Source organism: Streptomyces scabichelini (assembly GCF_011045015.1).
Classification (GTDB): domain Bacteria; phylum Actinomycetota; class Actinomycetes; order Streptomycetales; family Streptomycetaceae; genus Streptomyces; species Streptomyces scabichelini.
Genome location: NZ_JAAKZY010000057.1, coordinates 15514 through 28498, shown reverse-complemented (window position 1 = coordinate 28498; position 12985 = coordinate 15514). Strand labels below are relative to the sequence as shown.

Below are 12985 nucleotides of genomic sequence, written 5' to 3'. Positions count from 1 at the left end.
AGACAGGCTCAAAAAGGGTGAACGCCCACGGGCGTCGCCGGCTGCGGGCCGTAGCCCTCGGCGATGCGCTGGTGGTAGGTCTCGCGGTCGATGACCTCCAGGCCGACGATCTCCCAGGGCGGCAGCTTCGCGGTCTGCCGGTGCTCGCCCCACAGGCGCAGTGCGACCGCCGCCGCGTCGTGCAGGTCGCGGGCCTCCTCCCAGTAGCGGATCTCCGCGTGGTCGGACGCGTACCGGCTGGTCAGCAGAAAGGGGTGGTCGTGGGCGAGCTGTTCGAGCGATCGCCTGACCTCGTTCAGCGGGGCCTCGCCGCCCGAGACGCTCAGCGTGACGTGCCACAGCCGCGGCAGGTCCTTCGGTTCCTCACCCTCGTACGTGTCTCCGGCCGCGACGCTGGTGAGGGCCCGCTCCTCACCGGCCGCGCGGGAGGCGCCACCACCGCGGGACGTCGCCCCAGGGCGCACTCGTCTCACGACGGCCTCCTTTTATGCGATGGGTTACTGAATCACTGAATCTCGGGGGCTCCCGGACATGGTTCCCTGAAACAAAGTTGAGCAGGCGGGGCGGCTTCGTGTGGCGGTTTTACGGAACGTCCCCTGCGAGAGCCGCCCCTTTCGGCCGTTTACGGGTGCAGCAGCACCAGATCGTCCCTGTGTACGACCTCGCGTTCGTACGCGGGGCCCAGCTCGCGGGCCAGCTCGCGGGTGGAGCGGCCGATGAGTTGCGGGATCTCCTTGGCGTCGAAGTTGACCAGCCCGCGCGCGACCGCCCGGCCCGTGCTGTCGCGCAGCTCGACGGGGTCACCGGCGACGAATTCGCCCTCGACCGCCGCGATGCCCGCGGGCAGCAGCGACGTGCGCCGCTCGACGACCGCGCGCACCGCCCCGTCGTCGAGCGTCAGAGCGCCCTGCGGGGTGGACGCGTGCTGGAGCCACAGCAGCCGGTCGGCGGAGCGGCGTCCTGTGGCGTGGAAGTGCGTACCGGTGTCCCGGCCCGTGAGGGCGTCGGCCGCGTGCACGGCGGAGGTGAGGACGACCGGGATGCCGGCCGCCGCCGCGATCCGGGCGGCCTCGACCTTGGTGACCATGCCGCCGGTGCCGACGCCGGCCCGGCCCGCGCTGCCGATCTCGACGTGCGCGAGGTCCGCCGGAGCGCGTACCTCCGCGATCCGCGACGTACCGGGCCTGCTGGGGTCGCCGTCGTAGACCCCGTCCACGTCGGAGAGCAGGACCAGCAGGTCGGCGCGTACGAGATGGGCGACGAGCGCGGCGAGCCGGTCGTTGTCGCCGAAGCGGATCTCGTCGGTGGCGACCGTGTCGTTCTCGTTGACGATCGGCAGGGCGCCCATGGCGAGGAGCTTGTCGAGGGTGCGCTGGGCGTTGCGGTGGTGGGCGCGGCGGCTCATGTCGTCGCTGGTGAGCAGGATTTGGCCGACGCGGACGCCGTACCGCGCGAAGGACGCCGTGTAGCGGGCGACGAGCAGGCCCTGCCCGACGCTTGCGGCGGCCTGCTGCCGGGCCAGGTCCTTGGGGCGGCGGCGCAGGCCCAGCGGGGCGAGACCGGCGGCGATGGCACCGGAGGAGACGAGGACGATCTCCCTCTCCCCGCCACTGCGGCCCTTGGCGAGTACGTCCACCAGGGCGTCCACACGGTCCGCGTCGAGGCCTCCCGACGCGGTGGTCAGGGAGGAGGAACCCACCTTGACGACGATCCTGCGGGCTTCCGCCACGGCCTGCCTGGTCGCCTGCCCTGCTTGCCCAGTCGCCTGCCCTGCCTGCCTTGCCGCTGACACGCTGTTCCCCAATGTTCCGACCAGCCCGGTCCGTGCAATCTACGTGAATACGGACGGCGGACGCCGCCGCGTTTCGAGTGGCGGACACGCCGGGTGATGACAGGCAGACGGACCTCGCACCCCATAGGTTCACTGCGGTTTCATCCGATATCCAGTGATAGCTCCTACGGAAGATTGCTTGGCGGGCCGCACTAGTCATACGGTCAGGGGTCAGCCTCTGCTGTAAGGGGCTGTTGTACGGGGCTTTACGCGGCCCCTACCTCCCGTTCCCCCCATCCACCGCATTCCTCGCAGGAGCCCATTCCGTGCCCTCCGCCGGACTCTCCCCTCGCCGCATCACACAGCTCTCCGCGCTGCTGTCGATGTTCGCGCTCTTCACGGCCCAGATCATCTCCGCGCTGCTGCCGAACGTCCCGGTGTTCATCGCCGCGAGCGCGGCGGGCCTCGCCCTGGACGTATATCTGCAGTACCGGAATCCCGGGCTGCTCGCGCTGCTGGGCAAGGTACGTTTCGACGTCACGGTCCGGCAGTTGCTGCGCGACATGCTGATCCTGGTGGGGCTCCTGCGGATCGACGGCATCGACCCGACGAGCGAGCAGGCGCCGCTCCTTGTCGCCCTGTGCGCCTTCTACGCCCTGCACTTCGCCTGCCAGGCTGCCGCGGTCCTGGTCCGCCGCACCCGTACGCTGCCGATCGTCACCCGCAACATCGACGCGTCCACGCTGCACCTGACCGCCGCGCCGCCGCGCATTCTGGCCCGCCGTCAGAGCCACCGGCTGCTCGTCTTCTCCGTGCCGACCACGATCGGTCTGCTGGTCACGGCGGCCACGACGGACGGGTACTGGGGCGGTATCGGTGTCGGCGTCGCCCTCGCGCTGGTCGGCGGCGGCACGGCGTACCTCGCCACCTGGCTGCTGCCCAAGAAGCGCGCCAAGAGCGAGCAGAAGGTCATGCAGTGGCTGGACAAGTGGCTGGCCGGCTACCGGCCGACGGTCGGCATGTACTTCTCGGGCGGTACGACCTCCGCGTACCAGGCGAACATGTGGCTCTCCACGCTGGCCTCTTTGGACGCGAAGCCGCTGATCGTGCTGCGTGAGCGGTTCATGGTGCAGAAGATCGACGCGACGGACGTGCCGATCATCTGCTTCCCGAAGGTGTCGACGATGTTCTCGCTGGAGAACTCGACGCTGAAGATGATGCTGCACCCGGCCAACGCCGCGAAGACCTCGCAGGTGCTGCGCATCCCCACCATCAAGCACGCCTTCATCAACCACGGCGAGAGCGACAAGCTGTCCTCCGTCAACCCGTACGCGAAGGCGTACGACGAGGTGTGGGTGGCCGGGCCCGCGGCCCGCGAGCGGTACGCGATGGCCGAGGTCGGCGTCGAGGACAAGGACATCGTGGAGGTCGGCCGCCCGCAGCTGGCGCCGATCCGGCCGTACGCGGGCCCGCCCACCGGTCCGTACACGACCGTGCTGTACGCCCCCACGTGGGAGGGCTGGGACGGGAACCCCGGCAACACCTCGGTGGTCCTGGCCGGCGAGAACATGGTGCGGCAGCTGCTCGCGGACGAAGGCGTACGCCTCCTCTACAAGCCGCACCCGCTGACCGGTTCCGTCGACCCGCGTGCGGGTGCCGCGAACGAGCGCATCAAGGCGATGATCCGCGAGGCCAACGCCAAGCGGTCGGGGGCCCGCCCTGACGCGGAGGCGGCGGCCGAACTGGCGCGCCGTACCGCTGAATTGGACCGGCTGACCTCGACCTCCTTCCGGCCCGGCGCGGACGAGATGGAGCGCATGCTGCTCCAGGGCACGCCGCGGGGCGACCGTGACGCGGCCATCGCCGAGGCCACGGTGGCCTGGGAGAAGGCGTACTGGGCGTCGTTCCCGGAGTGGGAGCACCAGATCATCACGGACGCGCGCCCCGCGATCTTCGCCTGCTTCAACCAGGCGGACCTGCTGATCAGCGATGTCTCCTCGGTGGTCTCCGACTGGCTGTCGAGCGAGAAGCCGTACGCGGTCGCCAACACCTCGGGGATGCCTGAGGAGGCCTTCCGCGAGTACTTCCCGACGGTGTCCGCGGGCGTCATCCTCACCCCCGAGGCGGACGGCGTCCCGGCCCTCCTGGAGTCCGTACGCCACCCGGAGAAGGACCGCTTCACGGCAGCCCGCGCCGAACTCAAGGAACACCTGCTGGGCCCCTCCGACCCCCCGTCCCTGGCCCGCTTCAACACCGCCATCGCCTCCCTCTGCGACAAGGCCGACGAGCGCCGCGTCCGCATGGAGTCCCGCCTGGCCTCGGGAGTCCCCTCCCCCCGCTCCACAGCAGCCACAGAAGCGGCCGAGGAATCGGCCCAGGACCCGACCGAGGCGGAGGACTCGGTCAACGCGTAGCGACTGCCGTCGGCTGAGCATGTGACGAGGGGCCCCGGGTGTTCTCCGGGGCCCCTCGTTTGGGTGGGGTGCGTTTTCGGCTGCGGGTCGTGGTGGGTTGATCGCGCAGTTCCCCGCGCCCCTAAAGACAAAAGACAGGGGCGCAGCCCCGTCTTTTAGGGGCGCGGGGAACTGCGCGACCAGCCACAACCGACCCGCAGCCGCCCGCGAACCGAACCCACCAGCCCCGAAGGCGTGTTAGAACGGCTCGAAGTCGTCGAACTCCTTCTCCGACTCGTCCCGCTCCGCCTGCCTCTCGCGGCGACGCGTAACGGCGGGCCGAGGAGCCTCGAAACGGTGGTCCTCGCCCCGGCGACCGAGCATCTCCGCACCGGCCATGACCGTGGGCTCCCAGTCGAAGACGACGGCGTTCTCCTCGGGACCGATGGCAACGCCGTCACCCGTGCGGGCGCCCGCCTTCATCAGCTCGTCCTCGACGCCGAGGCGGCTGAGGCGGTCGGCGAGGTAGCCGACGGCCTCGTCGTTGCTGAAGTCGGTCTGGCGGACCCAGCGTTCGGGCTTCTCGCCGCGTACCCGGAAGAGACCGTCCTCCTCGCGTACGACCGAGAAGCCCGCGTCGTCCACCGCCTTCGGGCGGATAACGATCCGCGTCGCCTCCTCCTGCGGCTTCGCCGCGCGGGACTTCGCCACCAGGTCGGCGAGCGCGAACGACAGCTCCTTGAGGCCCGTGTGCGCCACCGCCGACGCCTCGAAGACCCGGTAGCCCCGAGCCTCCAGGTCCGGGCGCACCATCTCCGCCAGGTCCTTGCCGTCCGGCACGTCGATCTTGTTGAGGACGACGACGCGCGGGCGGTCGCCGAGGCCGCCGTACTGCTTCAGCTCCTCCTCGATGATGTCGAGGTCGGAGACCGGGTCGCGGTCCGATTCGAGTGTGGCGGTGTCGAGTACGTGGACCAGGACCGAGCAGCGTTCGACATGGCGCAGGAACTCCAGGCCCAGGCCCTTGCCCTGGCTCGCCCCGGGAATCAGCCCGGGCACGTCCGCGATCGTGTAGACCGTCGCACCCGCCGTCACCACACCGAGGTTGGGCACCAGGGTCGTGAAGGGATAGTCCGCGATCTTCGGCTTGGCGGCCGACAGGACGGAGATCAGGGACGACTTGCCCGCACTCGGGTAGCCGACCAGCGCCACGTCCGCGACCGTCTTCAGCTCCAGGACGATGTCCTGAAGGTCACCGGGCACGCCGAGCAGCGCGAACCCGGGCGCCTTGCGACGGGCCGAGGCCAGCGCCGCGTTGCCGAGACCGCCACGGCCACCCTGCGCGGCCACGTACGCCGTACCGTGCCCGACCAGGTCCGCGAGCACGTTGCCCGCCTTGTCCAGCACCACCGTGCCGTTCGGAACCGGCAGGATCAGGTCCTGCCCGTCCTTGCCCGACCGGTTGCCGCCCTCACCGGGCTTGCCGTTGGTGGCCTTGCGGTGCGGGGAGTGGTGGTAGTCGAGGAGAGTCGTGACGGACTGGTCGACGACCAGGATCACGTCACCGCCACGGCCGCCGTTGCCGCCGTCGGGGCCGCCCAGCGGCTTGAACTTCTCCCGGTGTACGGAGGCACAGCCGTGGCCTCCGCTACCCGCGGCGACGTGCAGCTCGACGCGGTCCACGAAGGTGGTCATGGGATGTGCCTCCAGTTACGTACGGAAATCTCTACGCAGAAATCTCCGCTCAGAAATCCCTGCTCAGTTGAAACACGCGAAAGGCGGACCCGCTTCCCGTACGGGAAGTGAGGTCCGCCTCGCGAAAGATCCGGTCAGGCGACCGGAACGATGTTCACGACCTTGCGGCCACGGTGCGTACCGAACTCGACCGCACCGGCGGCCAGCGCGAACAGCGTGTCGTCCTTGCCACGGCCGACGCTCGCGCCGGGGTGGAAGTGGGTGCCACGCTGGCGGACCAGGATCTCACCGGCGTTGACGACCTGACCGCCGAAGCGCTTCACGCCGAGCCGCTGAGCATTGGAGTCGCGACCGTTCCGGGTGGACGATGCGCCCTTCTTGTGTGCCATCTCTCCTCAGTCCCTTACTTCGCAGCCGCGGGGATCTCAGTGACCTTGATCGCCGTGTACTGCTGGCGGTGGCCCTGACGACGGCGGTAGCCGGTCTTGTTCTTGTAGCGAAGGATGTCGATCTTCGCGCCCTTGTGGTGGTCCACGACCTCGGCCTGGACCTTGATGCCGGCAAGCACCCACGGGTCGCTGGTGACGGCGTCACCGTCGACAACGAGCAGCGTCGAGAGCTCGACGGTGTCGCCGACCTTGGCCGTGGGAATCTTGTCAACCTCAACGGTGTCGCCGACAGCAACCTTGTGCTGGCGACCACCGCTGCGCACGATGGCGTACACGCGGATCTCTCTCTCGCTCGATTCGGAATCCCCGCAGTCCAGCCACCGGCAGCGCAAGCGGCCTCTCCCGGGGCGCGAGCCACCGGGAGGAAGAGGTTTACGGGAATGCGGCATGTCAGTGAACGACACACCGAGGGTCAAGATTACGGTGGCCCAGGCCATAGGGTCAAACCGAGCCTGGGTGGAGCCTAGGTGGTCGGCTTCTCACCGTCCGGCGGCAGCGGCTTGACCCCCTTGCACAGGTCCGTGGTGTCCGCCGTGCCGGGGTAGGCCACCTTGATCACCCGGTCGAAGTGGGCCCGGTACATGTCGTGTACGGCATCGTCGTCGACCTTCACGATCGACTCGTCGTTCTCGCGCAGCGCGGGCCCCGTGTAGTTCCCGGAGCCGGTGAAGCTGACCTTGTTCCTGACGCCGTCGTACATGCCGTCGATGAGGATGTACTTGGAGTGGATGATGTACGGCGTCGCCAGCTTCGCGCCGGGGTTCAGCGGGTCCCGGTCGTCGTTGTAGCAGCGCACGGTCGGCCCGCCGGTGGTGTGCAGCTTCTCCCAGGTGCCCGCGGTGCCGGAGCTCTTCGCGCTGTCCGTCTCGGCGTACACGATGCTGACGCCGCAGCCCGCCTTCTTCAGCGAGACCAGCTTCTCCGCGATCGCCATGCGGGTGAGCTTGAAGATCGACACCCGGACCATCGTGGACCGCGTGACGCCCGCGCTGTCCTTGTACCTGCACGTGACGTTGTTGAGCACCGAGTACACCGTGTCGGTGTCCCGGGTGTTGCCGGCCCGCGGGAAGAAGTACGCCTTGTAGAGGCCGTTGCTCACGGTGCGGTAGTGCCAGGACTGCCAGTCCCGCGTGGTCATCGTGTCGAAGTAGTCCGCGTACGCGTCGTACATCGTCGGGTTGTTCGGCAGCAGCAGCGCGTCGTTGAAGAACTTGGTGTGCGCGGACGGCGTCGAGTTCGAGGTGGTCTGCACGACCACGTTCGTGGCGCCCTGGACCGCCGAGAACAGCCAGAACTTGTTGTGCATGATCGACGCCCCGTACTTCGGGTCGCCGAGGCAGGACTTGTCCACCGGGCAGGTCGTCACGTACGAGCCCTTCGTACGGTCGGTGCCGAGCGCCGAGGCGAGCGTGCCGTACGAGGTGTTGGTGGGGCGGTCGCTGACGCTGGACTCGTCGAGGAGGACCTGCACGTTCACGCCGCGGTTCTTGGCGGCGACGAGCGCGTTGACGACCGAGGTCTCCCAGACGTGGTAGACGGCGACCTTGATCGTGGAGCCGGGCAGCGCCGCGTTGGTCAGCTCGATCAGCCGGGTGCGGATGGCGAGCTGTTCGTCGCTGGTGCCGAGCGGGTTGTTGAAGATCGGGCCCTCGGTCCAGGTCGGGTTGCCCGCGGCCTGCGCGGCGCCTCCCGTCGTGACGGCCTGGACGCCCGCCGCGGACAGCACCGTGGCCAGCGCCACGGCCTGCCGTCCGCCCTTGACCGGCTTCACGGCACGGTGCCGCCCACTGCCTTTCAGGCGCACGCGAGCCATGTGATCCCCTCCCTGACACGAGCGAGCGTTCTCCCCAACGCGCACCCGCGTGTTCATGTCTATGACCGCATGAGTTTTACAGGAGGTCGATCGCGTTCCAAGAGGCGGGGGGTGATTATGAGACACGAGATGCCGCCGAAATCACGCCACCGCATGGTAAATCGGGCGGACCTCAAGAAAGTCGGGGTACGGAGTCGAGTACGCCGATGCCCCCTGACCGGCGGGTTCTCCGCCGGTCAGGGGGCATCGGGTTGTCGGTCTACCGCGCCCCGTAAGGGGCGCGGGGCTGTATCAATTTGCGGCTCCGCCGCGATGGGGGTCCCCCCGCTCGAGCGAAGCCGAGAGTGGGGGAGCGACCAGCCCCCACCGGCCCGCACCCGCGGCGGAGCCGCATGTCGATACAGCATCACCGTTCTTCCAGCTGAGCGCTTAGCGGTTCAGTCCTCGTCGGTCGCCGCCGTGACGGTGGACGACGACGGAGTCTGCTCAGCCGCCGCGGTCTTCTTCGCCGTCGACTTCGCGGCCGTTTTGGCTGTCTTCGCCGCCTTCTTGGCCGTGGTCTTCTTGGCGGCCGTCTTCTTGGCCGTCGTCTTCTTCGCCGCGGCCTTCTTCGCGGTCGCCTTCTTGGCCGTCTTACGGGCCGTCTTCTTGGCCGGAGCCTCGTCCTCGGCCGGGGCCTCGGCGGGCGCCTCGGCGGCCTCCGGCGGCGTCGACGGGACGACCACCACAGCCGTCTCCTCCGGCGCGGTCGGCGCGGTGGCCTTGCGCACCGCACGGCGGCGCGGGCGGGCCGGCGCCGCGTCGGCGGTCGGCTCGGGCTGCGGCTCGGGCCGCTCGGCGACCTGCTCGGCCTGAGGCTCGGCGACGGGTGCCGCGACCGGCTCGGTGACCGTCACCACGGCCTCCTCTGCCGCCTTCGGCGAACCGGCCGGCGCGGAGACCTTGCGGGTCGCCCGACGACGCGTACGGCCCTTGGGCGCGGCCTCCTCGGCGACTGGAGCCTCCGCAGCCGACGCCTCGACGACCGGGTCCTCGGCGGCCACGGGCTCCGCCTGCGCGACGGCGGCCGGCTCCGGCTGCACGGCGCGCGCGGCCTCGTCATCGGCCGTCACGGACTGGGCCGTCGGGACCTCGTCCCTGCCCTCGGGCCTGCGGGACTCGGACCTCGGCGCACCCGCCGGTGCCGACGCACGCCGGCTGGCCCGGCGCCGCGAACGGCCACCACGGGTGGCCGCGGCCTCCGCCTCGGCGGCGCTGCTGTACAGCTCCTCGTCCGGTACGAAGGCGGGCTCGGCCAGCGCGACGGGAGCGGCGGCCTCGGCGGCGATCTCCGCCTCGGTCTCGGCTTCCTCCTCGGCGGTCTCGACAGCCTCTATGGCCGGAGCGGGGACCTGCTCGGGCAGGGGCTCGGCACCGGCACGCGCACGCTTCTTGCGCTTGCCGCCGCCTCCCGCGGCAGTCGGCTGCTCCATGTGCACGATGACGCCACGGCCGTTGCAGTGGACGCACGTCTCGGAGAACGACTCCAGCAGGCCCTGGCCGACACGCTTCCTGGTCATCTGCACGAGACCCAGCGAGGTGACCTCGGCGACCTGGTGCTTCGTACGGTCGCGGCCCAGGCACTCCAGCAGACGCCGCAGCACCAGGTCCCGGTTGGACTCCAGGACCATGTCGATGAAGTCGATGACGACGATGCCGCCCAGGTCGCGCAGCCGCAGCTGGCGCACGATCTCCTCGGCCGCCTCCAGGTTGTTCCTGGTCACGGTCTCTTCGAGGTTGCCGCCCTGACCGGTGAACTTGCCGGTGTTGACGTCGATCACGATCATCGCTTCGGTCTTGTCGATCACCAGCGAACCGCCGCTCGGCAGCCAGACCTTGCGGTCCAGCGCCTTCATCAGCTGCTCGTCGATCCGGTACGACGCGAAGACGTCGACCTCGCTCGTCCACTTCTGCAGACGCTCGTTCAGGTCGGGGGCGACATGGGAGACGTATCCGTGGATGGTCTCCCAGGCCTCGCCGCCGCTGACGATGACCTTGGTGAAGTCCTCGTTGAAGATGTCGCGCACGACGCGGACGGTCATGTCCGGCTCGCCGTACAGCAGGCTCGGGGCGTTGCCGCTCTTCGCCTTCTTCTGGATGTCCTCCCACTGCGCCTGCAGCCGCTCGACGTCACGGCGCAGCTCGTCCTCGCTCGCGCCCTCGGCGGCGGTGCGCACGATGACGCCCGCGTCCTCGGGGACGATCTTCTTGAGGATGGTCTTCAGACGGGCGCGCTCGGTGTCGGGCAGCTTGCGGCTGATACCGGTCATCGACCCCTCGGGGACGTAGACCAGGTAGCGGCCCGGCAGCGACACCTGGCTGGTCAGACGCGCGCCCTTGTGGCCGATCGGGTCCTTCGTGACCTGCACGAGGACCGACTGGCCGGACTTGAGGGCGGTCTCGATACGCCGCGGGCCGTTGGCCATTCCCAGCGCCTCGAAGTTGACCTCACCGGCGTACAGGACGGCGTTACGTCCCTTGCCGATGTCGATGAAGGCAGCCTCCATCGACGGCAGTACGTTCTGGACCTTGCCCAGGTAGACGTTGCCGACGTACGAGGTCGACTGCTCCTTGTTGACGTAGTGCTCCACGAGCACGTCGTCCTCGAGTACGCCGATCTGCGTACGGTCGCCGTTCTGCCGGACGACCATCACGCGCTCTACGGCCTCGCGGCGGGCCAGGAACTCGGCCTCGGTGATGATCGGCACCCGGCGGCGGCCCTGCTCGCGGCCTTCGCGGCGGCGCTGCTTCTTGGCCTCCAGACGGGTCGAGCCCTTGATGGACTGCACCTCGTCGGACGGTTCGGCACCCTTTTCCCGCAGGGGACGGGGCTCGCGGACCTTGACGACCGTGCGCTCGGGGTCGCCGTCGCTCGGCTCGGCCTCGACGGGCGCGTCTCCGGCACGGCGACGGCGGCGACGACGGCGACGGCTGCTGGCGGAGCCGCCGGACTCCTCGCGCTCGTCCTGAGCGTCCTCTTCGGCCTGCTCGGCGGTGTCCTCGGCGTCCTGGGCCGCCTGCTCGGCGGCGATCTCCTCGTTCTCCGAGGCCTCGCCCTCCGCCTCGGCGTTCTCGCCCCGGCGACGCCGACGGCCACCGCGGCGACGGCGACGACGCGAGCCGGTCTCCTCGGACTCGTCGCCCTCTTCCTCAGCCTCGGGGGTCTCGGGCGTCTCAGCCGTCTCGGCGGGCTCCTCGGCCGCGCCCCTGCGGCGACGGCGCCGACGCGGCCCGGTCTCCTCCTCGACGGGCTCCGGGGCCGCCGTCTCGGTGACGTCCTGCGTGTCCTCTGTGTCTTCCGCGTCCTCCGAGTCCTCCGCGGCCTCGGCAGCGGCGGCAGCCGCCGCGCGCTCCGGCGTCTGGAACATCGGCTCGGTGAACACGGGCGCCTGGAAGACGGCGACAGCGGGCCGCGCGGGCGGCTTCGCGGCCTCTTCCTCGGCCTGCTTCTCCTCGGGAGTCTTCCGCGCGGGCTCGGCGAAGCCGCCGGCCGCCTTACGGGTGGCCCGACGCCGCGCACGACGCGGGGCGGCGTCCTCGGCGGCGGCCTTCGGCTCGGTGGCCGGGGCCTGGTCGGTCTCGGTGGTCTCCGGCTCGGTGGCGGAGATCTGGTCGGTCTCGGCAGCGGCCACGGGGGCCTCCCTGCGCTCGTCACGGACAGCGGCCTCGGCGTCGGCGGCCGCGGTGGGCTCCGCCTCGGCGGTCGGCGCGCCTGCGGGCGCGGCGGCGCGGCGTGTGGCGCGACGGCGCGTACGACGCGGGGCGGTGCCCTCGGTCTCGGTGGTCTGCTCCGGCTCGGCGACAGCGGCGGGCTCGGTCTGCGGCTCGGTGGTGGTCTGTGCCGTCTCGGCGACGGGCGCGGCAGTCGTGGAGGCCGCGCTGTCGGCGGCCTCGGCCGCCTGGGGCGCACCGGCCGGAGCGGAGGCACGACGCGTCGCACGACGGCGCGTACGCCCGGCAGACGCGGCCTCGGCGACGGCGGGCTCCGCCTCGGCAGCTTCGGCAGCCGCGGATGCGGCGGTCTCACCGGGAGCGGCTGCCTCGGCCGCGGGCTCCTCGACGGCCGGGGCGGCCGAAGCCGGGGCCTCGGCGGCGGCACCCGTCTCGGGCGCCGCGATCTCGTCGCCCGACGTGGACGCGGGCACTACGGCTTCCGCGGCCTCGGCGGCCTCGGGCGCACCGGCCGGAGCGGAGGCACGACGCGTCGCACGACGACGCGTACGCCCGGCAGACGCGGCCTCGGCCGCGGCGGGCACCGCCTCGGCAGGGGCGGCGGCAGCGGCAGAAGCAGTGGCCTCAGCGGGCACGGTGGTCTCGGTCGGCGCCGACTCGTCCGCAGCCGGGGCGGCGGCAGCCGCGGGCTCGTCGCCCGTGGCGGCGGCCTCGGCTGAAGTCTCCTCAGCAGCCACCGCCTCGGCGGCCACAGCCGTCTCGTGGGCAACGACCGGCTCAGAGGTCGCTGCCGTCTTCTCCGGCTCCTCCGCCGCAAGATCGGCGGAGGTAACCGGCGGTATGGCCGGTGCCGTGGTCTCAGCCGCGGTCTCGGACGTCGCGGCGGGCGGGCCCGCGGGGCGGGACGCGCCGCGACGGCGCCGACGTGGCGGCAAGGTGTCGCTGGGGGTGTTGTTCTGGGAACCCTCAGTGGGTTCGTTCGGCTCGTGCATGCGGGTGGATCTCCCGTCAGGCTCCCGGGCGCCGCACCTGATCCGGTGACGTCCGCGGCTCGCGCGATGCGCGGTGCCGCCGTCCGGGGCGCGGGCGCCGCACGGGAGCTCTCTGTGTCCTGTCTCGCCGGTTCCGTACGCCATGTGTGCGTACGGCCTGG

8 protein-coding genes are annotated in these 12985 nt (G+C 70.7%); 1 reads left to right on the top strand and 7 read right to left on the bottom strand.

Features of this window, described 5'->3' with window-relative positions:
- Positions 1–8: 8 nt before the first annotated feature.
- Entirely contained in the window at positions 9–473 is a 465-nt protein-coding gene (locus G5C60_RS19515) for a hypothetical protein (RefSeq protein WP_420907389.1), read from the bottom strand.
- A gap of 149 nt (positions 474–622) precedes the next feature.
- Positions 623–1729 carry a glutamate 5-kinase gene (proB, locus tag G5C60_RS19510; protein WP_165260974.1) on the bottom strand — a complete coding sequence of 369 codons (1107 nt, stop codon included), beginning with the start codon at positions 1727–1729 and terminating at the stop codon, positions 623–625.
- A gap of 368 nt (positions 1730–2097) precedes the next feature.
- Between proB and G5C60_RS19505 the strand changes: the two genes are divergently transcribed.
- Entirely contained in the window at positions 2098–4185 is a 2088-nt protein-coding gene (locus G5C60_RS19505) for a hypothetical protein (protein ID WP_165260972.1), read from the top strand.
- Positions 4186–4422: 237 nt separating this feature from the next.
- Here the strand turns inward: G5C60_RS19505 and obgE are convergent, their stop codons facing one another.
- From obgE to G5C60_RS19480, 5 genes are all read right to left on the bottom strand, one after another.
- Complete coding sequence (gene obgE, locus G5C60_RS19500) at positions 4423–5859, bottom strand: GTPase ObgE (protein WP_165260969.1); 1437 nt, start codon at positions 5857–5859, stop codon at positions 4423–4425.
- Positions 5860–5993: 134 nt separating this feature from the next.
- Entirely contained in the window at positions 5994–6248 is a 255-nt protein-coding gene (gene rpmA, locus G5C60_RS19495) for a 50S ribosomal protein L27 (RefSeq protein WP_006374707.1), read from the bottom strand.
- Between the two features lie 14 nt (positions 6249–6262).
- Entirely contained in the window at positions 6263–6583 is a 321-nt protein-coding gene (rplU, locus tag G5C60_RS19490; RefSeq protein ID WP_165260967.1) for a 50S ribosomal protein L21, read from the bottom strand.
- Positions 6584–6771: 188 nt separating this feature from the next.
- Positions 6772–8121 carry a phospholipase D-like domain-containing protein gene (locus G5C60_RS19485; RefSeq protein ID WP_165260964.1) on the bottom strand — a complete coding sequence of 450 codons (1350 nt, stop codon included), beginning with the start codon at positions 8119–8121 and terminating at the stop codon, positions 6772–6774.
- 437 nt (positions 8122–8558) lie between these two features.
- The gene (locus G5C60_RS19480) at positions 8559–12824 is read right to left on the bottom strand and encodes an Rne/Rng family ribonuclease (RefSeq protein ID WP_165260962.1); all 4266 of its coding nucleotides are present in this window, start codon (positions 12822–12824) and stop codon (positions 8559–8561) included.
- Between the last annotated feature and the right edge of the window lie 161 nt (positions 12825–12985).

What these genes read in the sequence shown, in the direction of transcription:
- obgE (WP_165260969.1), bottom strand. Translation starts at nt 5,859, where the DNA reads ATGACCACCTTCGTGGACCGCGTCGAGCTGCACGTCGCCGCGGGTAGC.
- rpmA (WP_006374707.1), bottom strand. Translation starts at nt 6,248, where the DNA reads ATGGCACACAAGAAGGGCGCATCGTCCACCCGGAACGGTCGCGACTCC.
- G5C60_RS19485 (WP_165260964.1), bottom strand. Translation starts at nt 8,121, where the DNA reads ATGGCTCGCGTGCGCCTGAAAGGCAGTGGGCGGCACCGTGCCGTGAAG.
- G5C60_RS19480 (WP_165260962.1), bottom strand. Translation starts at nt 12,824, where the DNA reads ATGCACGAGCCGAACGAACCCACTGAGGGTTCCCAGAACAACACCCCC.